The 22,153-nt window shown below is 74.6% G+C and carries 19 protein-coding genes; 12 read left to right on the top strand and 7 right to left on the bottom strand.

Going from position 1 to position 22,153, the window contains the following annotated elements; all coding sequences use genetic code 11:
* Positions 1–201: 201 nt before the first annotated feature.
* On the top strand, positions 202–471 hold the full coding sequence (locus Cba03nite_RS14105) for a GlsB/YeaQ/YmgE family stress response membrane protein (RefSeq protein ID WP_203745927.1): 270 nt from the start codon (positions 202–204) through the stop codon (positions 469–471).
* Positions 472–637: 166 nt separating this feature from the next.
* Positions 638–2,380 (top strand): protein kinase domain-containing protein, encoded by a 1,743-nt coding sequence (locus Cba03nite_RS14100; RefSeq protein ID WP_239125724.1) that lies wholly within the window; start codon positions 638–640, stop codon positions 2,378–2,380.
* A 6-nt stretch (positions 2,381–2,386) separates the two neighbouring features.
* Here the strand turns inward: Cba03nite_RS14100 and Cba03nite_RS14090 are convergent, their stop codons facing one another.
* Positions 2,387–3,793 (bottom strand): aldehyde dehydrogenase family protein, encoded by a 1,407-nt coding sequence (locus tag Cba03nite_RS14090; protein WP_203745925.1) that lies wholly within the window; start codon positions 3,791–3,793, stop codon positions 2,387–2,389.
* 216 nt (positions 3,794–4,009) lie between these two features.
* Here Cba03nite_RS14090 and Cba03nite_RS14085 point away from each other — a divergent pair, with 216 nt between their 5' ends.
* The 10 genes from Cba03nite_RS14085 (at position 4,010) to Cba03nite_RS14040 (ending at position 13,627) form a co-directional block, all read left to right on the top strand.
* On the top strand, positions 4,010–5,233 hold the full coding sequence (locus Cba03nite_RS14085) for an MFS transporter (protein WP_203745924.1): 1,224 nt from the start codon (positions 4,010–4,012) through the stop codon (positions 5,231–5,233).
* Between the two features lie 193 nt (positions 5,234–5,426).
* Positions 5,427–5,603 (top strand): hypothetical protein, encoded by a 177-nt coding sequence (locus Cba03nite_RS14080; RefSeq protein ID WP_203745922.1) that lies wholly within the window; start codon positions 5,427–5,429, stop codon positions 5,601–5,603.
* A gap of 81 nt (positions 5,604–5,684) precedes the next feature.
* Positions 5,685–6,950 (top strand): YcaO-like family protein, encoded by a 1,266-nt coding sequence (locus Cba03nite_RS14075; RefSeq protein ID WP_203745920.1) that lies wholly within the window; start codon positions 5,685–5,687, stop codon positions 6,948–6,950.
* Positions 6,929–7,555, top strand: coding sequence for a TOMM precursor leader peptide-binding protein (locus Cba03nite_RS14070; RefSeq protein WP_203745918.1), 627 nt, complete (start codon positions 6,929–6,931; stop codon positions 7,553–7,555). Before Cba03nite_RS14075 ends, Cba03nite_RS14070 begins: the two co-directional genes overlap by 22 nt.
* Positions 7,552–8,964 (top strand): hypothetical protein, encoded by a 1,413-nt coding sequence (locus Cba03nite_RS14065; RefSeq protein WP_203745916.1) that lies wholly within the window; start codon positions 7,552–7,554, stop codon positions 8,962–8,964. Before Cba03nite_RS14070 ends, Cba03nite_RS14065 begins: the two co-directional genes overlap by 4 nt.
* Complete coding sequence (locus Cba03nite_RS14060; protein ID WP_203745914.1) at positions 8,964–9,425, top strand: hypothetical protein; 462 nt, start codon at positions 8,964–8,966, stop codon at positions 9,423–9,425. The genes Cba03nite_RS14065 and Cba03nite_RS14060 overlap by 1 nt, the downstream gene beginning before the upstream one ends.
* Positions 9,422–10,594: a hypothetical protein gene (locus Cba03nite_RS14055; protein ID WP_203745912.1), complete on the top strand. Its 1,173-nt coding sequence runs from the start codon at positions 9,422–9,424 to the stop codon at positions 10,592–10,594. Before Cba03nite_RS14060 ends, Cba03nite_RS14055 begins: the two co-directional genes overlap by 4 nt.
* Positions 10,591–11,940 (top strand): SagB family peptide dehydrogenase, encoded by a 1,350-nt coding sequence (locus tag Cba03nite_RS14050; protein ID WP_203745909.1) that lies wholly within the window; start codon positions 10,591–10,593, stop codon positions 11,938–11,940. The genes Cba03nite_RS14055 and Cba03nite_RS14050 overlap by 4 nt, the downstream gene beginning before the upstream one ends.
* Positions 11,937–12,551, top strand: a complete 615-nt coding sequence (locus tag Cba03nite_RS14045) for a flavoprotein (RefSeq protein ID WP_203745907.1) — start codon at positions 11,937–11,939, stop codon at positions 12,549–12,551. The genes Cba03nite_RS14050 and Cba03nite_RS14045 overlap by 4 nt, the downstream gene beginning before the upstream one ends.
* Positions 12,548–13,627, top strand: coding sequence for a hypothetical protein (locus Cba03nite_RS14040; RefSeq protein ID WP_203745905.1), 1,080 nt, complete (start codon positions 12,548–12,550; stop codon positions 13,625–13,627). Before Cba03nite_RS14045 ends, Cba03nite_RS14040 begins: the two co-directional genes overlap by 4 nt.
* Positions 13,628–13,647: 20 nt before the next feature.
* On the opposite strand, the gene Cba03nite_RS14035 is transcribed toward Cba03nite_RS14040, so the two are convergent.
* From Cba03nite_RS14035 to Cba03nite_RS14010, 6 genes are all read right to left on the bottom strand, one after another.
* Complete coding sequence (locus Cba03nite_RS14035) at positions 13,648–14,331, bottom strand: DUF305 domain-containing protein (RefSeq protein WP_203745903.1); 684 nt, start codon at positions 14,329–14,331, stop codon at positions 13,648–13,650.
* Between the two features lie 169 nt (positions 14,332–14,500).
* Entirely contained in the window at positions 14,501–16,501 is a 2,001-nt protein-coding gene (locus Cba03nite_RS14030; protein ID WP_203745901.1) for an LVIVD repeat-containing protein, read from the bottom strand.
* A gap of 124 nt (positions 16,502–16,625) precedes the next feature.
* Positions 16,626–18,668 carry a phage holin family protein gene (locus Cba03nite_RS14025; protein ID WP_239125723.1) on the bottom strand — a complete coding sequence of 681 codons (2,043 nt, stop codon included), beginning with the start codon at positions 18,666–18,668 and terminating at the stop codon, positions 16,626–16,628.
* Positions 18,665–19,423, bottom strand: a complete 759-nt coding sequence (locus tag Cba03nite_RS14020) for an MBL fold metallo-hydrolase (RefSeq protein WP_203745880.1) — start codon at positions 19,421–19,423, stop codon at positions 18,665–18,667. Before Cba03nite_RS14020 ends, Cba03nite_RS14025 begins: the two co-directional genes overlap by 4 nt.
* A 205-nt stretch (positions 19,424–19,628) precedes the next feature.
* The gene (locus Cba03nite_RS14015; protein WP_203745877.1) at positions 19,629–20,792 is read right to left on the bottom strand and encodes a CaiB/BaiF CoA transferase family protein; all 1,164 of its coding nucleotides are present in this window, start codon (positions 20,790–20,792) and stop codon (positions 19,629–19,631) included.
* Between the two features lie 28 nt (positions 20,793–20,820).
* A complete protein-coding gene (locus Cba03nite_RS14010) occupies positions 20,821–22,107 on the bottom strand; it encodes a hypothetical protein (protein ID WP_203745875.1) in 1,287 nt (428 codons plus the stop codon).
* Between the last annotated feature and the right edge of the window lie 46 nt (positions 22,108–22,153).

Raw genomic sequence — 22,153 nt, 5'->3', positions numbered from 1 at the left:
AGATCAAAGGCAACTCATCTGGAACAGTTCAAGTTTACCCTCGAAGTGTACAGGTGATTCGCCGGGTATTGCCGCTTTCAGTATTTCTACGCCACGGGCGAACACCGCCCGGGGACGGACACGCGGAACAGGAGATGGTTTGCGGCCCCATGGCAGGGGGCAGAAGGGCGGTGGCATTCATAACGCGCAAAGGAGAAGGTCATGACTGTCGCCGGAATCATCTCGGCCCTCATCGTTGGTCTGATCATCGGCGCGCTCGGCCGGCTGGTCGTGCCCGGCCGTCAGGGCCTGCCGATCTGGCTGACCATCGTGGTGGGCATCGTCGCCGCCCTCATCGGCACCGCGCTCGCGCAGGCCGTCGGGGTGGCCGTGACCGATGGCGTCGACTGGATCGAGCTGGTCTTCCAGGTGGGTCTGGCCGCGCTGGGTGTCGCGCTGCTCACCGGTGTCCGCGGGCGCAGCTCCGTGTGACCGGCACCTGGAACGCCGGGGCCGGGACGGTTCGCCGTCCCGGCCCCGGCGTCTGTCCGTCCGGATGAGATCGCCCGGCACCCTCGCCGAGGGCCGTCGCGAGGCGACGTACCCTACTCCGAGTTGCAAGTGACTCTGCTGGATCCGGCCTGTGAAGGTGGTCGCGTTGCTCCGTCCGGGAACGATGCTGGCACAGCGGTATCGGCTGGAACAGCGCGTCGGCAGCGGCGGCATGGGCGAGGTGTGGCGCGCCACCGACCAGGTGCTGGGCCGCGAGGTCGCGGTCAAGTGCCTGCTGGGCGGGCTGCCGGACGAGCCGGCCTTCGTACGCCAGTTCCGGGCCGAGGCGCGCATCATGGCGACCATCAGCCACCCCGGCGTGGTCGAGGTGTACGACTTCGGCGACGACCCGGCCGTCGGCGTGTACCTCGTCATGAAGTTCATCGACGGCGAGTCGCTGTCGCAGGTGCTGGCCCGCGCCGGGCGGCTGAGCGCGGCGGCGACCATGCGGCTGGTGGCGGAGGCCGCCGAGGCGCTGCACGCCGCCCACGGCAAGGGCGTCACCCACCGCGACATCAAGCCCGGCAACCTGCTGCTGCGCCCGGACGGCAGCACTCTGGTCACCGACTTCGGCATCGCGCGCTCCGCCGACGCCACCGGCCACACCGCCACCGGTTCACTGGCCGGCACCGCCGGGTACATCGCACCCGAACGGGCGCTGGGACAGCCCGCGACACCCGCCTCGGACGTCTACGCGCTCGGCGTCGTGGCCTACCGCTGCCTGGCCGGGCACGCGCCGTTCACCGGCGACAACATGGTCGAGCTGGCGCTGCGGCACGTGCACGACGCGCCCCCGCCGCTGCCCGCCGACGTGCCGCCCGGCGTACGGGCCCTCGTGGAACGGGCCATGGCGAAGGACCCGGCGCACCGCTGGCCGTCCGCCGCCGCGCTCGCCGACCAGGCGCGGCGCGCCCTCACCGAGCCGGTCCCCGACCTGCCCGCGACGGCGGCCGTGCCGACCCGGCGCCAGGCCGTCGTGCCGATGCCGGTGAGCACACCGGAACGCCCGGCGAACCGCGGGCACCGGCGCGGGCGGCTGCTCGGCGCGGCCGTGGCGTGCCTGATCGTCGCGGGCGTCGCGACGGCGGGGATCATCCTCAGCCGCCCCGGCGACCCGCAGCCGCACACGCTCTCCGAAAGCCCCGGCACCGTGCCGATGAGCCCGGTCGGCGACGCCGGTGTCCCCAGCCCGCCCGTCCGCCCCAGCGCGACGGCGGCAGCGAGCCCCGGCACCGTCACCGCCGCCCCCAGCGCCGCTGCCACCAGCCCGAAGGCGGGCGCCGCGACCGCGCCGCTGGCCGCGCCCGCCAACCTCACCGCGACCCCGATCAGCCACGACACCGTCCGCCTGCGCTGGACGGACCGGTCGTCGGCCGAACGCGGCTTCACCGTCATCGACGGCGTCACCTCACGCGACGTCGGCCCGAACACGACGACCTACGACTGGACCGGCCTGGCCGCCGACACCCACGCATGCTTCAAGGTCCGCGCGTACGGCGCGTCCGCCGTCTCGGCGTATCACCCGGCCGCGCAGAACAGCTGGGTGTGCGCGACCACCCTGCCCGGCGCGGGCCCGGCGGCGCCGTCCGGCCTCACGGCCACCACGCCCGGCCCCGACCAGATCCGGCTGCGCTGGACCGACAACGCCGGCGACGAGACCGGCTTCACCATCACCAACGGCAACACGACCCGCAACGTCGGTGCCAACGTGACCGGATACGACTGGACCGGCCTGGACGCCGGCACCTACATGTGTTTCAAGGTCCGCGCCCACAACGCCGCAGGGGTGTCGGCGTACACCCCGTCCGCGCAGAGCGACTGGGTCTGCATCACCACACCCGTCACGTAGCCCACGTCACCAGCCTGACGGCGGGGCTTCGAGGTGCACGGCCTTCGTCACGGTCATCTCGTCGAGCAGCTCCGGCCCGTACCCGAAACCCTGACCGCTGCCCCGGCGGGGATGCGCCGCACCGCCCGGTGCCCCGCCGAACACGGCGTTCACCTTCACCGTGCCCACGGGCAGCTCGCGCCACGCCCGCTGGGCGTTGCTCATCGAGCCGGTCAGCACGGTCGCGGCCAGCCCGTACGGGGAGTCGGCGGCCCGCGCCAGCCCCTCGTCGAAGGAGTCCACGGTCACCACCGGCGCGACCGGCCCGAACGTCTCCTCGCGGAGCACCGCCATGTCGTCGGTGCACTCGGCGAGCACCGTCGGCGGGTAGTGCGCACCCGGCCCGTCCGGGACCACCCCGCCGCACACCAGCCGCGCACCGGCCGCCACCGCGTCCTCGACCTGGGAGTGCACCGCGTCGCGCAGCCGCCGGTCGACCAGCGGCCCGACCTCGCCCGCCCACGTGCCCGCCTCGGCCGCCAGCGCCGCGACGAACTCCGCGGCCACCTGACGGTGCACGTATACGCGCTCCACCGCCACGCAGATCTGCCCCGAGTTGGCGAACGCGCCCAGCGCCGCCTGCCGCGCCGCCCAGACCGGATCCACGCCCGCGTCCACGATCAGCGGGTCGCTGCCGCCGTTCTCCAGCAGCGCCTTGGCGCCGGTGCGGGCGCACGCCGCCGCGATCGACCGGCCGGTCGCGGTCGAACCGACCTGCGCCACCACGTCCACCGCCGACCCGGCCAGCGCCGCCCCCACCGAGCCGTCGCCGTTCAGCAGCGAGAACACCGCCGCAGGGAAGTGCGGCGCCATGAGCCGGGCGAGCCGCCAGCCGGTGGCCGGGGTGCGCTCGCTCGGCTTGTACAGCACCGTGTTACCGGTGACCAGGGCCGCGCCGAGCAGCCCGCAGGAGACGGCGACGGGGTCGTTCCACGGCGTGATCACGGCGACGACGCCGCGCGGCCCGTACGCCATCAGGTCGACCGCCTGGTCGTCCCCGGCCAGCGCGCGGCCGCGATGGACCGGACCCAGCTCCGCGTACTGCCGCAACGTGCCGACGCCCGCGCCGATCGACTCCCGCGCGCCGTCGACGGGCTTGCCCATCTCGGCCGACATGGTCCGTGCCAGCTCGTCGGCTGCCTCCGCCACGGCGTCCGCGGCCGCGTGCAGCGCCGCCGCCCGCACCCCGGCCGCGGTACGCGCCCAGCCGGGCGCCGCGGCCCGCGCAGCGGTGACCGCCGCCGCCACGTCCGCCTCGGAGGCGATCGGGACCCGGGTCACCGGCTCGCCGTCGAACGGGCTCCGCACGACCAGCTCGCCGGTCCCGCTGCCGGCGCCCCAGCTGCCGTTGATCAGATGCTCGACCTCGTGCATGGGCAGTGCCTTCCCCGTGCGGCGCACACGAACGCGGCCGCCGTCCCCAGTGCCCGGTCCAAACTATCAGCGCAGGTGAAGCTGGGTGCGATAACGTCCCGCAGGGGCTGCGGCCCGATCCGGGCGTCTACGGTCAGGCGCGGCGGCGGGTGCCGGTGCGCCGGCCGGCTCCAGTAGCGTCGGTCTGTCCCGCGCCCGACCGTCCACGGAGCACCGATGACCGCCAACAGCCCGGCCGCCAGACACCGCACCCTGTCCCCGTGGCGGACGGTCGTCGTGTTCGGGCTGGTCAGCCTGTTCGCGGACCTGGTGTACGAGGGCGCCCGGTCGATCACCGGGCCGCTGCTCGGCGCGCTCGGCGCATCCGCGCTGGTCGTCGGCGTGGTGACCGGGGCGGGGGAGGCCATGTCCCTGCTGCTGCGGCTGGCGTTCGGGCCGATGGCCGACCGCACCGGCCGCTACTGGACCCTCACCCTGGCCGGGTACGCGCTGACCGTGGTGTGCGTGCCGCTGCTGGCCGTCACCCCGGCGCTGGGCGCGGCCGGGCTGGCCGTGGCCTGCGCGCTGATCCTGATCGAGCGGGCGGGCAAGGCGGTGCGCAGCCCGGCCAAGTCGACGCTGCTCGCACGGGCCGCCGCGACGGTGGGGCGCGGCCGTGGCTTCGGCGTCCACAAGGCACTCGACCAGGTGGGCGCGTTCGCGGGCCCGCTGGTGGTCGCCGCGATGATCGCCGCGACGGGCGTGATCTGGCCCGCGCTCGCGGTGCTGGCCGTGCCCGGCGTCGCGGCGATCCTGCTGCTGCTGTGGCTGCGCCTCCGGATGCCCGATCCCGCGCCGGCCGACCATCCCGTTCCGGCCGCGACGCCGGGCCTGCGCGGGTGGCTCGGCGGTGGTCTGCCCCGGCCGTTCTACCGGTTCGCCGCCGCCGCGGCGGCCGCCACCGGGGGACTGGTCACCTTCGGGCTCATCTCGTATCACGCCAGCCAGACCGGGCAGGTGCCACTGGCCGCCGTGCCCCTGCTCTACTCCGCCGCGATGGCCGCCGGGGCGGTCGCCGCCCTGGCCAGCGGGCACCTCTACGACCGCTGGGGCGCCCGGGTGCTCTACGCCCTGCCCGTGCTCGGCGCGGCCGCGCCCGCCCTGGCGCTGGCGGCCGGCACCGCCGCGATCGTGGCGGGCAGTGTGCTGTGGGGCGCCGCCGTCGGGGTCCAGGACTCCACCGTGAAGGCGCTCGTCGCCGACCTGGTGCCCGCGCCCCGGCGCGCGACCGCGTACGGCCTGTTCGCCGCGATCCAGGGCGCCGCCGCGCTGGCCGGCGGCATCCTCGCGGGCCTGCTGTACGAGCGCTCGCTGACCCTGCTGATCGTCGTGCTGGCACTGCTTCAGCTGCTGGCCATGGTCCTGCTCGCCTTCACGACCCGCGCCGCACGGCGGAGCTGACCGGCTTTCGTCAGCGCCTCGCCGACCGGGTGCCACCGGCCGGTCCGGGCCATGGCGGGCTCTGCCTTCTGCCCACTTCGGACTCGTAACAAACCTGCCCCCGGCTGTTCTCAATTGACACTTCCGTAGATCGACATCTGCTGCTACGGTCACACAGAAAGGTTTGTTAACAGATCCATGGACTGGAGGAAGCATGGCCCCCACCACGCACCTTGACCTGGACGTTCAGGACGTCTCCACCGGCGACTGGGACCAGCTGGTCGGCGAGATCATGCGCAACGCGGGCGAGCTCAGCCCGCAGGACCCGGAGTTCGCGCCCATCACGGGCTGCGGCTGCGGCTGCTCGTGCGCCTGCGCCTGCGGCTGCTGATCCACAGCTAGATCGCGACGGTGGCCGGGTCATACCGCGCCACCGTCGCTTCTTATCGGACGTCGTCCCGGGGGAGGGGTCATGAGCGTCGATCTCGGTGCACTGGTCAGCCCGCTGGGCGTGGTCAGCGGCCTGCGGCCGCTGCTGCCGGACCGCGGCCTCGACGGCCTCAGCCACGTGGTGGCGTCCAGCGGCGACTCGCACATCGGCCACCACGACAACAACCCCCAGGTCGGCACCGGGCGCAGCTTCGACGCCGCGCTCGCCGACACGATCGCGATCGCCGAAGCCGCAGAGCGGTACGTCGGCAGCTACCCGGAGGCCGAGACCGTCCGGGCCCGCGCCGCCGACCTGCCCGGCCCCGCGATCGACCTCACCATGCTGCCCCGCTGCTCCGAAGCTGAGTACGCGCACCCGGACTGCCGGGCCGTCCCGCCCGATCCGGACGCGGAAATCCGCTGGCTGCGCGGCACCGACCTGATGACCGGCGACCCGATCTGGGTTCCCGCCGTGATGGCCTGCTACGGCCTGCACCCCGAGCCCGCCGAGCGCTTCGTCCACCAGATCTCCACCGGGCACGCCGTGCACGTCGAGCCGGCGCGGGCGCTGCTGGGCGGGCTGCTGGAGGTCGTCGAGCGCGACGCCATCGCCGTCACCTGGCTGCGGCGGCTGCGGCTGCCGCTGCTCGGGCCAGCCTCGATCAGCCCGGCGGTGCGGGAGCTGCTCGACCACGGCCGCCGCCGCTTCCTGAACAACGTGCTGTTCAACGCCACCACCGACGTGGGCGTGCCGACGGTGTACGCCCTGCAGCAGGCGCCCCACGACCCCGAGGCGGCCAACGTGATCGGTGCGGGCACGGGCCGCACCCTGGCGGAGGCGGCGCAGAAGGCACTCATCGAGATCCTCAACATCCGGCAGCTGTTCCACCACGGCGAGGCGCCGGTCACCGACTACGCGAAGTTCGGCGGCGTCATGGACGGCGCCCGCTACATGGCCGTCGCCGAGCGCGCCGAGGCCTTCGCCTTCCTCACCGAGGACCTCGACCGGCGGCCCGTCTCGGACCGGTGCCTGGAGCTGCCCGACGACCCGCGGCAGGCGATCGTGCTGGTGCTGGAGCGGCTGCGCCGGATCGGGGCGCAGGCGGTCTGCGTGGACCGCACGTCGGCCGAGCTGCGCCGGGTCGGGCTGGTCGCGCTCACCGTGCTGGTGCCGCAGCTGCAGCCGATGTCGCTGGCGCCGCTGGTGCAGTTCCGCGCCCATCCGCGATTGATCGAGGCGCCGGCCGCGATGGGCGTGCCGGCCTCCCCGGAGCAGGAGCAGAACCCGTGGCCGCAGCCGTTCGCCTGAGGGAGACGGCGGTCGCCGCCGTCGGAGAGTTCGGCCGTGCCGTGCAGGCCCGGCTGCTGGCCGGGGGCGCGACCGCGCTCGACGCCGACCGGCCCGAGCCCGGCCCCGCCCGTGCCCTGGTGCTCGTGTCCTGGCGGCCCGAACCGGACCGCGCGCAGCGCTTCGACGAGCTGGCCCGCCGGGCGGGCATCGGCTGGCTCCCGGTGGTGCTGGACCATCCGCTGCTGGTCGCCGGACCCTGGCTCGCCCCCGCCGGGCCGTGTTACGACTGCTACCTGTTCCGCCGCGAGCAGCACGACCCGAAGTCGCGGCATCGCGCCGACCTGCTGGCCGCATACCGTGCCGACGACACCCTCGGGGTGTACGGCCACCTGCCGCACCACGTCCGGATGGCCGAAGGGCTCGTCCGGCTCCTGCTCCAGAACCCGCGACCCGGCATGACCACCATGGCCGACCTGGCCACCATGACGGTGAACCGGGCCGACCTGATCGCCCGGCACGGCTGCCCCCGCTGCCGCGCCGCCGACACCTGGGGCGGCGACGCCGGGCTGGCCGCGATCCTCGCGGCGACCGCAGGGCGCCTGCCGGAAGGAGCAGCGCGATGACCCGGCTGGATCATCCCGCGACGGCGGCCGGGCTCGCCGTCGTCAGCACTCGTGACGGCCTGCTGGTCGAGGGCGGCCGCACCCGCCGCCTGTTCACCGGCGCCGCCGCGCACGAGTTGCTGCCGGTGCTGCTGCCGCTGCTCGACGGCCGGACCAGCCTGGCCGCGGTGGCGGAGGCGACCGCGCTGCCGGTCCCGCAGCTCGCCCAGGCGATCGCCCTGCTGCATCGCAGCGGCCTGCTCCACACCGGACCGGTGGACCGCGCCGACCCCGCCGAGGCGTTCCTCTCCCGCGCCCTGGCCGCCGCTGGAAGCGGGCACCAGCCCGCGACGGTGCGCGAGAAGCTCGCGGCGACCACGGTCGCGGTCGCGGCCGCGGCCGCGGATCCGCTGGGCGAGCTGATCGCCGCCGACCTGGTGCAGTCCGGCGTCGGCACCGTGACGCGTGAGCCCACCGGCACGGCGGCGCTGGCCGTCGCCACCGACGACCGGCTTGCCGACGCCGCGGCCACCGGGGTGCCCGTGCTGCGCCTCGGCGGGGACGACGACGGCGTCGAACTCGGTCCGCTGTTCGCCGGGCCGGACACCGGTTGCCCGGACTGCTTCGGGCAGGCGCCCCGGCCGTCGTGGCCGCCCGGTGCACCGGGCGCGGGCACCGGCCGCGCGGCCGACAGCACGGACACGGGCGCGGCGCAGCTGCTCAGCGCGCTGGCCACGGCTGAGGTGATCAGCTTCCTCACCGGACTGTCCACCCCGGTCACCATGCGCCGCCTCCACCGGATCGGCACCACGGACCTGCGCCGCAGCGTGTACGAGGTGACGCCCGCCGCCGGCTGCGCGACCTGCGCGATGACCGCCGACAGCCCGATCGGGCGGCTGGAGTGGCTCAACCGGAAGTCGCCAGGGCAGGCCCGGGACGCCCGGTCGGTGCCCACGACCGCCGACCTCGACCTGGCGACCTCGCCCCGCATCCCGCTGAGCGACGCGCCGTCCTGGCTGCACCCGCTGCTCCCGGCGGCCACGGCGCGGCCGTACGCCGACACCTACCTGCTCGGCGTCGCGGGCCTGCCGCACCCGGTATACCGCTGGTCGCCGACCGCGCAGACGCTCATCGCGACCCGCGGCGACCTCGACACCTGCCCGACCGTCGCAGGACTGCCGGGCGCGCCAGCGGCCGTGCTCGTCTACGTCGCCGCCACCGCCCGGCTGACCCCGTCCTTCGCCGAGCAGAGCCTGCGCCGCGCCTTCCTAGCCACCGGCCGCGCGCTGGCCTCGCTCACCGCCGCAGCGGCCGACTGCGAGGTCGTGCAGGCCGACGACGTCGACCCGGCGCTGGCGGAGCTGCTCGAACTGCACCCCGGCGGCGAACACGTCGCCGCCGTGGCCGGCATCTACCCGAGGGGGTCCTGATGCCCGTCCAGCCCAGGGACACCACCCTCGACGACGCGCTGCGGCTCGACTTCGCCGGACCGCTCCCAGCGCGCCCCGACGACCTCGGCGCCTGGGTGCTCGACGCGCTGGCCGCCGCGCCGGAGCCGCTGAGCGCCTGCGTCGTCGTGCACCGCTTCGGCGACCTCGCGGCAGGCACGTACTGCCTGGACTCGGCCGGGTGTCTGCATCGGACCGCCCCGCCGCTCGCGCACCTCGACGCGGACGTGGCCGTGCTGCTGGGCGGCCCGGCCACCAGCTCGCCCGCCGCGTTCCGGCGGCTCGGCGTCGCCGCGGGGGTCGTCTCCCGGCACCTGGCGCTGCGGCTCGGCCCGCGCTTCGTGCGGGTGGCGTCCGACGACGAGACCACAGCCTGGCCGCTGACCACTGCGAACAGATCGCTGACCCACCTCACCACCGTCACCGGCAAGGAAGCGCGATGACCGCATACCAGCTCTCCACCGTGATCATGGCGCACCCCAGCCGGCTCGCCCTCGCCGAGGCGCTCGCCGACCGGCTGCCCGAGCTGAAGCCGGACATCGTCGTCGACCCCGATCCGCAGGGGCCGCCCTCGTCGCTGCGCACCGCAGCCGTCGCCTGGTCGTTCGCGCCCGAGCACGCCACCCACCACCTGGTGCTGCAGGACGACGCGGTGCCGTGCGCCGGGTTCGCCGAGGCCGTGCACGCCGCCATCGCGCAGTACCCGCAGGCGGCGCTGTCGCTGTTCACCGAGTGGACCTCGATGACCGCCCACCACCTGCGCCTGGCGGCGCTGGCGGGGGCGAACTGGGCCGGGGTGGTGGACGAGTACGTGCCCAGCGTCGCGCTGGTGCTGCCCGCCGCGATCGCGCGGGAGTTCGGCGCGGCCGCCGTTCGCAACCAGCGGGACTGGATCTCCAAGGACGACGTGTCGCTGATGACCTTCCTGCGCGGCCGCCAGATCGCCGCCATCTGCCGGGTGCCCAACCTCATCGACCACGACTCGCCCGACAGCCTGACCGGCAACACCGAGCAGGGCCCGCGCCGGGCGATGTGCTTCGCCGACGACGTGCCCCCGGCGCCGGCCGTCGAGCCGCTCGCGCTGGCCGACGTGCTGCCGACGTTCGCGCACTATCAGATGGGCGGGTTCGGCTCGCTGCCGTTCCTGGCGCTGCGCAAGCAGCTGGAGGATGGCGGGCTGCCCTGGTCGATCCGGTCCGCCGAGCAGTGGTTCACCGACACCGGCCTCGACGCGGCGGCCGTGACGGCACTGGCCCGCGTCCACACCGACCGGTGGCGGCGGCGTCATCCGGGGCTCGCCGACCCGCTGCTGGACCGGCTGTGGCTGACGCCGTTCTCGGTCGGCGCGTGCCTGACCGGGCCGGCGGTGCGGGTATACCACCCGGACGGCACCCCGCTGCCCAGCCGCTTCCCGGCCGCGGACGAGGCGGCACTGGAGAGGCTGCTGGCCGACCCGGTGGTGCGGCGGACCTTCGCCACGCTGCCGCAGGCGCATCTGCACCCGGTCGCGTCCCGCGACGTGCTGGACGAGCTGGCCGAGCCGCTGACCGAGTTCGTGCTCGACGCCGTCCGGGCCGGTTACCGCCACGCCCGGGAGATCCGGCGGCGATGATCACGCTGCGCCGCGGCGACCGGCTCACCATCGCCTCCACCGGCACGGCCGACGTGCTGCTCACCGGCGAGGGCCACGAGCCGGTGGCGCTGCCCGACGCCGACGGGTCGGTGGCAGCCCTGCTGCGCGCGCTGGACCGGCCGCTGACCTGGCAGCAGGTGCGCGACGAGCTGACGCTGGACGCCGCGCGCTGCGACGCGCTGGCCCGGCGGCTCGTCACCAGCGGCGTGCTCACCCTGGGCTGCGCCGACGAGCACGGTGAGGTGGCCACCGCGCGCGTCCACTCCCGCCTCGCCGCGCTGCGGCTCGACGGCGACCTCGCGGTGGGCGAGCCGGTGCAGCTTTCGCCGTACGCGCTGCTGCGCCGCTCAGGCGAGCGGGCCGTGGTCGAGTCCGCCCGCGATTGCACCGTCGTCGAGCTGCACCGGCCCGCGCTGGCCGCGGTGGTGGCCGGGCTCTGCGCACCCACCACCCCGGAGGCGGCGGGCGGGCTCGCCCCGGGCGGCCTGGAGCTGGTGCGGCTGCTGGCAGCGGTGGGCCTGGCGGGTCCACCCGGACCCGAGACCGGTCCCGCTCCGCACGCCGCGTGGGCGCACATCCGCAGCCGCGCCGGCCTGGTCGACGCGCGCGGCGTGCCCGTGCGCAGCCTCGACGAGCCGCCCCCGGCGCCCGCGGCCGACACCGACATCCCGCTGCCCGCGCCGGACCTGGCCGCGCTGCGGCGCACGGACCCGCCGCTGGCCGAGGTCATGGAGACCCGCCGCTCGGTGCGCCGCTTCGGCCGCGCGCCGCTCACCGTGGCCCAGCTGGGCGAGCTGCTCTACCGGACGGCGCGGATCCAGCGCCGGTTCACCCCCGACCTCGCCGACCAGCGCTCCTACGCGCACACGCTGCGCCCGGTGCCGTCGGCCGGGGCCATGCACGAGCTCGACTACTACGTCGCGGTCCGCGCCTGCCGGGATCTGACCCCGGGCATCTACCGATACCTGCCCGACCGGCACGCGCTGGCGCTGGTCAACCGCGACACCGTGCCGCTGGTCCGGCTGGTCAACGCCGCGTACCTGGCGATCAACCGGGAATCCGTGCCGCCGGTGCTGATCAGCCTCGCGGCCCGGTTCGGCCGGAACTCCGGCAAGTACGGCGACCTGGCGTACTCGCTGACGCTGCGCAACGCCGGGGTGGTGCTCCAGTCGGTGTACCTCTGCGCCACCGCGATGGGGCTCGGCGCGTGCGCGGTGGGCACCGGCGACGCCGCCGACTTCGCCGAGGCCACGGGCCTGGACCCGGCTGAGGTGTCGGCCGTGGGCGAGATCGTGATCGGATCCCTGCCCGGGGAGGGCGAGTGACCGAGGAACGGATCGTCTCGGCCGACCCGCGGCTGCCGCCCCTGGGCTTCCGGCGGCTGCTGCTGGTGGCGGCGGGCTCGCTCAACGCCGCGTTCCTGCCGCGCGACCTGGTCTGGCTGCGCACCGCGTACCCCGAGCTGGAGACGCAGGTGGTGCTGACCCGGTCGGCGCTGCAGTTCGTCACCCCCGGCGCCACCGGCGCCATCACCGGCCGGCCCGCGCTGGTCGACGAGTGGCCCACCCCGGTCCCCGAGGCCGTCCACGTGACCCTGCAACAGTGGGCACAGGCCGTCCTGGTGTATCCGGCCAGCCTGAACTACCTGGCGCGGCTCGCGCTCGGGCTGGCCGACTCGCCCAGCCTGCTCGCGATCCACTGCAGTGCCGCGCCCGTGCTGGTCGCCCCGGCGCTGCCGCCCGGCGGCTGGGACAGCCCGGTCACCCAAGGCCACGTGACCGCGCTCGAAGCACGGCCGACGGTCACCGTGCTGCCGCCCGTGCCGGTGCGCAGCTTCACCACCGGCCGCGACGACGCGTACGGGCCGCCGCCGTTCACCGCCGTGCTGGGCACCCTGGAACTGCACCGCCGCCGGATCGAGGAGAAGACGACGTGAACGCCGCACCACGAGTGCTGTTCCTGGCCCGCGGCCACGGCTTCGGGCACGCCGCCCGCGACCTGCGCATCGTACGGGCCATGCGCGCCCTGCGGCCCGACGTGGCCGTGGACGTGATGGCCTCCGGCAGCGCCGCCGTCTACCTGGAGCTGTACGGCGAGACGTTCGCCGACATGGGCATCGGCGACCACGAGGACATGTCCCCGGCGGCGGGCAGACGCGTGTGGGAGCTGCTGGACCAGCGGGAGCCGTACGACCTGGTGGTCGCCGACGAGGTCGTGTGGTCGCTGGTGTACTGCGCCAAGCGGTGGCGGCGGCGGGCCATCCTGCTGACCGACTGGTTCTACTCCGAACTGGGCGCCCCGGAGTCCGATCCCCTGCTGGACGAGGCCGGCGAGATCCTGCTGCTCGACTTCTCCGCGGCGCACCCGGGCCCGTTCGGTGTACGCACCCCGATCCAGGCGCTCGGCCCGGTGGTGGGGGAGTTCGGGGTGGACCGCGCGGCGGCGCGGGCGGCGCTCGGGGTGGCGGCCGCGGACACGGTCGCCGTGCTGACCGTCGGGGGTATGACGAAGATGGCCGACAACGCGGCGATCGCCGAGCTGACCGTGCGCACCTGGCTGGCGCACGCCCCGGCCGGGCACCGGCTGTTCGTGCTGGCGGAGCCGTTCTGCGAGGTGCCCGCCGAGCGGGCCGCCGACGTCGTGTGGGCTGGGTTCACCGCCGAGCCCGAGACGTACTACGCCGGGGCGGACCTGGTGGTGACCAACGCCAACGGCACCGTCACCTGCGATCTGGTGTGGAACCGGATCCCGGTGTTGGCCATGACCCACCCGGCGGTCTCCTACCCGGACTCGTTCGGGCTGCGGGTCAAGGCCATGAGCGCGGCGGGCATGACCGTGCACGCCGAGGCCACGGTTTCCACGGCCGAGCTGTGGCGGCTGATGGGCGAGGCGATGCGCAACGAGCCCCATCCGGACCCGGCGCTGGAGTGGACCACCGGCGAGCAGGTCGCCCGTCACCTGCTGGGACGGCTGGACTTCATGCTTGCTAAAGCCGGCAGCGCGGCCGCCTGACCGGCCGAGCGACCGTGCGGTCAGGCCGGGAGCTTGCCGAGCAGCTCCTGCATCCGCCGGATCTCGATCTGCTGGTCGGCGTTGACCTCGCGGGCGAGCCGGTCGCTCGCCGGTTCGATGCCGCCACCCGCCTGGTACAGCTCATTGACCATGGCGACCGCGCCCTGGTGATGCCGGATCATGAAATCGAGGAAGAGCCGGTCGAACGCGGCGCCCTTCGCCTGCGCCAGCCGGGTCAGGTCGCTCTGGTCGAGCATGCCCGGCATCAGGCCGCCGTGCCCGACGTGGTTCGCGTGCGCCGACGGCAGCGGCTCCCGGCGGTCGGCCAGCCACGCCTGCATCAGCGCGATCTCGTCCTTCTGCGAGATCTCGATCCGCTCGGCGAGCTGCGCGATCTCGGTGCGCCCGCTGCGCCCGGCGACCAGCGCGGTCAGCTCCAGGGCCTGCGCGTGGTGCGGGATCATCCGGCTCATGAACGCGACGTCGGCCGCGTTGTGGGGCGGCGCGGACAGCCGGGCGACGTCCTCGGGGGACAGCGTGCGCGCGGACTGGCCGGGCGCGCCCGGCTGCACGACGCGGTGGGTCGGGACGGCGGCCGGACCGGCGCCGTCGCCACCCGACACGGCCACCCCGATGAGGACGGCCGCACCGATCGCGGCAGCGGCGGCCACGGCGGCGACGACGATGCGGCGGGACGCGAGCACGAACCAGACGTTAACCGATGCCCGGCAGGCTCGGCGACCGCCCGAGCGGACTCGGCGAGGTTCGCAGCGGACTCGGCGAGGTCTGCGGCGGGCCCGGCGAAGGTTCGCGTGACATGTGGAGGGGCGGCCCACCGGCGTGGCGGGCCGCCCCTCGGCGGTCACGCCGGGCTCAGCCGAGCGTGGCGCACTGGCCCGCGGCGGGGCCGTTGACCGTGTTGGCCGCGCCGAGGTCGATCGGCGCGGGGGAGTTGCCGGAGCAGGCGATCGCGCCGCCGATCGTGCTGTCCGCGACGATCGGCTCGACACCCGGAGTGTTGTTGCCGGACAGCGAGACGGCACCGCTGACGGTCGCATCGACCACGGCCACGCTGCCCGTGCTGCCCGCGACGCTGAGCGCACCGCGGACCGTGCTGTGGTAGAGGTGCACCGCGGCCGCGCCCGACGACGACACCGAGCCGGAGATCGTCGAGTCGATCACGAGCAGGGTCGCGCCCCGGCGTACGGCGACCGGGCCGCTGATCGTCGCGCCGTCCAGGCAGGTCACCCCGGACACCGTGAGGGCGCCGTTGTGGCGGCCGGTGAGAGTCGTGGTGCAGGTGCGGGCCAGCCGGTCGAAGCGGGCGCGGGCGACCGCGAGGCTCGGCGCCCAGGTGATCGGCGTCTGCTGCTGCGCGTTGAACTGCGGCAGCCGCACCTCCCGCGCCGCCGCGATCTCCGCCGCGGTCAGGTGCGCGCTCGGCTTGAGCCCGAACACGTCCAGCCCGCGGGAGATCTCGCTGCCGTAGATCTCGCCGTTGTACCAGTACGCCGACCACATGCCGCCCAGCACGAGCCCGTTCGCCGAGATCGGGCCGCGGTCGAAGAACCCGATCTCCTTCGGGTGCGCCGAGTCGGTGTAGTCGACCAGCGACACGCCACCCTGATACCAGGCCTGGGCCATGATGTCGCGGCCCGGCACCGGGATCAGCGAGCCGTTGTGCGCCACGCAGTTCTCGGTCAGCGTCTGCGGCACTGGCAGCTTGTAGTAGCTGCGGAACTCCATCCTGCCGTCGACGATGTCGAAGACCGCGTTCGCGCCCCAGCTGGCCTGGTCGGTCGGGCGGCACCGTGCCGCCGTGCCGCCGCCCCACTCGTCGGTGAAGATGACCTTCTTCCCGTCGTTGCTCAGGGTGGCCGAGTGCCAGTACGCGAAGTTCGGGTCGGCGACCTCGTCCAGGCGCACCGGGTTGGCCGGGTCCGAGATGTCGATCAGGATGCCGTTGCCCTCGCAGGCCCCGGCCGCCAGCCCGAGCGCCGGGTACGCGGTCAGGTCGTGGCAGGCGTCGGTGATGGGCGTCGGGCCCCAGTTCGAGCCGGACGGGTGCGTCGGTGCGGGCGGGATGTTCTGCAGCCCGTCGATCGCGCCGGTCTCCGGGTCGGCGAACAGGCGCGGGCCGCTGACGACGGCCGCCTCGCCGGGCGCGTTCACCGGGACCTTGATGACGTCGATACGCCAGCGCGACGGGTTCTCGCCGCTCGCCGGGTTGTTGTTGCAGCCCGCCAGCGTGGCCGCCGGGCGCACCCCGGCGGTGCCGGACACGTACACGTACACGCTGGCCGGGTCGTCCGGGTCGGTCACCACCGTGTGGGTGTGCGAGCCCCGGCACAGCTGGACGGCCGCGACCTGCGTCGGGGTGGTGATGTTGCTGATGTCGAACACCCGCACGCCCTGGAAGCGCTCGCCGACCGCCGGGTTGGTGCCGCAGTCGACCCGGGCTCGGCTCTCCTCCACCGACATGAACAGCAGATCGCCGTGTACGGAGACGTCGCCCTGCCCGCCGGGGCAGACGACGCTGGTGACGACCGTCGGCGCGGCCGGGTTCGCGATGTCGAAGACGTTGAACCCGTTGAAGTTGCCCATGATGGCGTAGTGGCCGGTGAAGGCCAGGTCGGACGCGACGAACGCGAAGTCGCCCGGGTTCGCGGGGTTGACGAAGCCCGGGGGCTTGTCGACGTGGGCCAGGTGTTCGAGGTTGCTGATCGCCGACTGGGCGTCGAGCCAGCCCGCGCCGAGGCCGATCCGCGGATCGGGGTCGGCGGCGGCCCCGGCCGGCGTGGCTCCGATGAGGAGCAGGGCGGCCGCGCCCGCGGCCAGTGCAGGGCGGATGCTGCGTCTGAGGGTGGGTGCCATACGTCGCGCCTCTCGTCCTTGTGGGACCAACCGGCGCGGCAGGTAATGGGTGGACGCGCTGCCGCACCTCACCGGACGGTATCGAAGGAGGAAGATCAGGGCAAGCACCCACATCTGTTGCGAATCAAGCTGATCCCGTGGCACCGGGACCCGGCGGCCCCGGCCGCGTACGCAGGCCGAGGTCCTCCAGCCAGCGTACGAGCTGCCGGTGCACCGCGTCGGCGCCGATGATCTCGTCCGGGGCGGGCCACGCGGCGGGGTGGATCAGCACCGGCCGGGTCTGCCAGCCGCCGAGCCCGCCGTGGCAGCCGACCAGCTCCTCGAATGCGGCCACCTCGTCGGTCGAGGTGTCCAGCGGGCTGTTGAGCACGATGTCGCCGACGTGCGGCAGGGTGTCGTGCCGGGCCAGGTCGGCCGCCGCGTGCGGCCCGAACGCGGCCAGCGGGTCCGTGCCGTCGACCCGCCCGTCCGCGAGGTGGCGCACCCCGTCCCGGCCGAGCACGACCGCACCGCGCGACGCCGACCGCACCATCACGAACCCGATGCCGGGGTGGGTGACCAGGCCGGTGAGCAGGTTCGGGTGCTGCGTCTCGATCTCCTCCATGGTCAGCCGGCGGCGCTCGCGGGCCAGGTACACCATGCCCAGGTTGCCGGACGCGACCACGACCAGGTCCACGCCCTCGGCCGGGGCGGGCGCGGCCGGTTCGTGATGCGCCTCCAGCACGCTCGACGTCAGCCTGCCGACGACCTGCCGCTCGCCGCTGAGCTCGGTGAGCAGGGCGCGCACCCGGCCCCACTGCTCGTTCTCGGGCGCGCCCGCCACGTCCGCGTCCTCGCCCGACATGAGCCTGCGCACCAGGGCCTCCAGCGTGAGGCCGTGGCGCTGCAGGAACGTCGCCCCCTGGCTCTGCCCGTGATCGGACAGGACCACGAAGTGGTACGGCCGGGGCGTGTCCGCCGCGACCTGCTCCAGCGTGCCCAGCACCCAGTCGATGCCGTCCAGCGACGCCAGCGACTCGGCCCGGGTGGGCCCCGCGTGGTGCGCGATCTCGTCGTAGTCGACGAAGTCGCAGTAGATCACCGGCGCGCCCCGCATCATGTGCTCCGCGATCAGGGTCAGATTGAGGTCCCGCAGCAGCACGTTGGTCACCCCGCGCAGCGCCACGTACGACGCGCTGCGGTGCACCCGGGGCTCGATGTCGCGGGCGCGCTGCCGCCGCGCCTGGAACACCTCTTTGATCATCTCGCCGATGGTCAGCACCAGCGACCGGGTCAGCCCGAACGGGTCCACCAGATACGTGCTGACCTCCCGGGTCGGGCCGCGCCGCGCCCCCTTGCGGGCCACGGTGCTCATGGTCAGCAGGCTGACCGGTGCGTCGCCGGAGAACACGTTGCTCAGGCTCACCCCGCCGTCGGCCAGCAGCCCCCGGCCGTCGGAGAAGCCGCGCTCGACGTACTCGGCGTCCCGGGGGTGGTTGGTGACGACGAGCCGCCCGGTCTCCTTCTCCAGCCAGCGGAACGCGGGCACGTGCGCGCTCGCCCCGTGCAGCAGCCCGGCCTGGCTGGCCGGGGTCGTGGCGGGCAGCTGCGCGTGCCATTCGGCCAGCCGGTGGCTGCCCGAGCGGATCCAGCGGGTGAGCGCGGGCAGGTTGCCGGCCTGGACCGCCCAGCGGGCCAGCGGCGCGGACAGCCCGTCGATCTGGATGATCACCACCCCGGGCACGGTCGTGGTGAGCGCCTCGCGGCGGTCGCGGCGGGTGGTCCGCAGCAGGTGCGCCAGCACGGCCGAGTTGTCGCCCGCGGTGACGACCCACATTCCCGCGCTGACCAGGGCGGAGTAGACCCAGGAGCCCCAGAACGCGGGCCAGAAGCCGTGCACCTCGATGTTCGGGGCGGCGGACAGGGCCAGGTAGACGAGCAGGGCCTGGGTGAGCAGCCAGCCCGCGACGACCCCGGCCCAGCCGAGCCGGGCCGCGAACGCCGCGAACAGCGGCCGCAGCAGCGCGGCGGCGACCGCGAGCAGCACCGCCGCGAGCAGCACGTCCCAGCCGGTGTGCGCCGACAGCCCCGGGGTGACGGCGATCGCGATGCCCAGCGCCGCCCAGTCGAGCAGCAGCACGGGGATCGCCAGCCGGAGCTCGCTGATCGCGGGCCGCAGGCGTTTCACGGGTGCCACGTCAGCCCGCTGCCCGGCGCGAGCAGCGCCACCTCGGTCGGCAGTCCCCGGGCCGCGACGGCGGCGGCGAACGCGCGCGCGGGCGTACGCAGCCGGTCGGCGAAGAAGGGGCGCAGCCCGTATGGGAACAGCGTGCCCCAGTGCACTGGCACGGCGCGGCGCGGGCGCAGCAGCTCGACGGCGTCGGCGGCGCGCTCGGGGTCCAGGTGGCCGGGGCCGAGGTTCGGGCCCCAGCCCCACACCGGGATCAGCGCCAGGTCCAGGTCGGGGCACAGCCCGCGCATGCCCGCGAACAGGTCGGTGTCCCCGGCGAAGTACGCGACGGTCGGCCCGTCGCTGATGAGATAGCCGACCGCGGCGGCGCGTGGCCCGAACGGCTCGCGCCGCCCGTCGTGCACCGCCGGGGTCGCGGTGACCGTCACCGGCCCGACCTGATGGGACTCACCCGCCGCGAGGGTGACGACCCGGCGGAACCCGCGCTTGCGCAGGAAGCCCCCGGCTCCGTCCGGCGCGATCAGGCGCACGTCGCGCCCCAGCAGAGCCAGCGAGTGCAGGTCGCAGTGGTCGTGGTGCAGGTGCGACAGCACCACCGCGTCGACCTCGGCGTAGTGGCCCACGGCCACCGGCGCGGCGTGCCGCCGCAGGAAAAGCAGGCGACCGCGCAGCACGGGGTCCGTGAGCACCCGGACGCCGCCGATCTCGATCAGCACCGTCGAGTGACCCAGGAACACCAGCGAAGCGGACACAGCAACCCCCGGCGGGCAGCGCCTGCCCTCGTAGTCGCATTGTTCCCGCAGACGCCCGGCCAGGACGGCGGTTCCGCCGGGATCGGCCCTCCGGCACGAGTGTCAAGATCGCGGTCTTGTGTCAGAAAGTGCGGCTGGACCGCGGTTTCTGCACGAAACGCTGATCACCGGTGTCGCAGCGACGACCTGACGGGGCGGCTGATCATCAAGCGACGCCGCCGCCGATGACGCCGGCCGCGCGGAGCGCCGTGAGCTGCTCGGCCCCGACGCCGGATGCGCGCAGCACCTCGTCGGTGTCCTGGCCGATCTCCGGCGCCGGCCGGGGCTCCGCCGGGGGAGTGCCCAGGAAGCGGGGCGCGACGCCGGGCTCCGGCAGGCCGTCGGCGGTGCGCCGGTAGGTGCCGCGCGCCGCGTTGTGCGGATGGGCGGCGGCCTCGGCGAAGTCCAGCACGGGGGTGACGCAGGCCTGGGTGCCGTCGAAGGCGGCCGTCCACTCGTCGCGGGTCCTGGTCGCGAAGACCGCGCCCAGGCGGGCACCCATCTCCGGCCAGGCGGCGCGGTCGTGCTGGCGGGTCAGCAGCGGGTCGTCGGCCAGCCCGAGCACGTCCAGCATGGCGGCGTAGAACTGCGGTTCGACGCAGCCCACCGCCACGTGGCCGCCGCCGGCCGTGCGGTAGGTCCGGTAGAACGGGGCACCGCCGTCGAACAGGTTGGCCTCCCGGCCCTCCTGCCACAGGCCGGTGCGGAGCAGGCCGTGGATCAGGGCGAGCTGGATGGCGGTGCCGTCGGTCATCGCGGCGTCGACCACCTGGCCCCGGCCGGTCTGCCGGGCCGCGAGCAGCGCGGCGGTGATGCCCAGTGCCAGCAGCAGGCCGCCGCCGCCCATGTCGCCGACGAGGTTGAGCGGCACCGCCGGGTCGCCGTCGCGCGGGCCGATCGCCGACAGGGCGCCCGCCAGGGCGATGTAGTTGATGTCGTGCCCGGGGGCCTGGGCGAGGGGTCCGTCCTGGCCCCAGCCGGTCATCCGCCCGTACACCAGGCGCGGGTTGCGGGCCAGGCAGGCGTCGGGGCCGAGGCCGAGGCGCTCGGTGACGCCCGGACGGAAGCCTTCGACGAGCGCGTCGGCCTCGTCGAGCAGCCGCAGCACCAGGTCCACCCCGGCCGGTCGCTTCAGGTCCACCGTGATGGAGCGGCGGCCGCGGTGCAGGATCGGGTGCATCGAGGCGCCGCCGTGCTCGGCGGGACGGTCGACGCGGACCACGTCCGCGCCGAGGTCGGCCAGGATCATGCCGCAGAACGGGCCGGGGCCGATGCCGCCCAGCTCGATGACGCGTACTCCGGCCAGCGGTCCGGCCTTCTCGTGGGACATACCGTGGATCCTTGTCGGCGGTGCGGCGTTACGGCTGCGGCATGGGGATCTGCGCCACCGTGAGCTTGCCATGGCGGACCAGGTCGTAGTCGTGGTCCCGCTGCCAGCGGGCGCGCGCCAGCACCAGCGGGCTGGCGCTCTGGTCGAAGCTCAGGTGCGCGGTGCCCTTGCGGTGGGCCAGGAACAGTCCGGGGCGGCGGCTGGGGTTGAACCCGCCGAGCGAGGCCAGGCGCTGCGGGCGCCGCTTGGGCGTCACCGCCTCCCGCCAGGTCCACGGCGCCGCGCCGGACAGCACCTCGCAGGCGTTGGCCACCCACCGGTCGGTCCACCGGCGCAGCTCGAAGTTGTCCGGCAGGCCGGACAGCAGCCGCCGTGACCTGGGATCCAGCGTCACCCCGCAGGCGTCCAGCGCCGTGACGGCGTCGCCCGCCTCCAGCATGGCGGTGACCTGTGCGGCAAGCTCGGCAGTGGTCTCGCCGCCGAGTCCCCACAGCCGATCGAGGGTGCCGGGGCCGGTGCGCCAGAACTCCGGGTGGGTGTCCCATCGGTATGGCCGGGCGAGCCCGCGCACCTGGGCGAGCCGGATGGTCAGCGCTGCCTCGGCCCGCGGCGCGGGACCGTCCGCCACCAGCCACAGTCCCTTGCCGAGGGGGTGCGTCGGCGGGGCGCACTCGCGCAGCAGCACCTGCGTCTTCGTGGCCAGGCGCGCGCCGGTCCGGTCGCGGGGGAAGCGCCAGGCGATGCCCGGGGTGAACAGCGCGTCCAGGTCCGCCCGCAGCGCGGCCTCCTGGTCGCGGTCCAGCAGCGCCACCATCAGCGGATCCAGGTCCACCGCGACGGGTATGTCCGCCGAGGTGAGCTTGGACTGCACCAGCCGGTTCATCCAGCGCTCCCGGCGCGCCCACGGCGTCGTGGTCGGGACGACCGACCAGGTCGACTGCCACCGGCTCCACTCGCGCACCTGGCCGGCGACCTCCTCCGCGGAGGGCGTGTGCAGGTCCGCGACGGGGCTGGCGTAGCCGTGGCCGCGCGTCCGGTACGGACATTCGTGGAACGCGACCCGGTAGCCCGGCAGCCGGGATGCGCCGTCCGAGCTGGTCGCCTGCTCCCAGGTGCCGGGGGTGGCGCCGGCGGCGAGCGCGGTGACGGTCACGACGGCGTACGCGTCCTCGCCCGGCATGGGGATCCAGGCCCCGGCCGGTGGGGGCGCGGTGTGCGAGCGCCGGGGCGCCGGGCGCAGCACCGGGTCGAACCCGGCCGCGCGCAGGGCCCGTACCGCGGCGGGTAGGCACACGCCATCGATCTCGTCGACCATGCCGAAGATGATCGCAGAACGCGGTGTCGGTTTGGGATCACAGGTT

It is taken from the genome of Catellatospora bangladeshensis, from assembly GCF_016862575.1.
Classification (GTDB): domain Bacteria; phylum Actinomycetota; class Actinomycetes; order Mycobacteriales; family Micromonosporaceae; genus Catellatospora; species Catellatospora bangladeshensis.
This window is presented reverse-complemented; position numbering and strand designations above follow the sequence as displayed.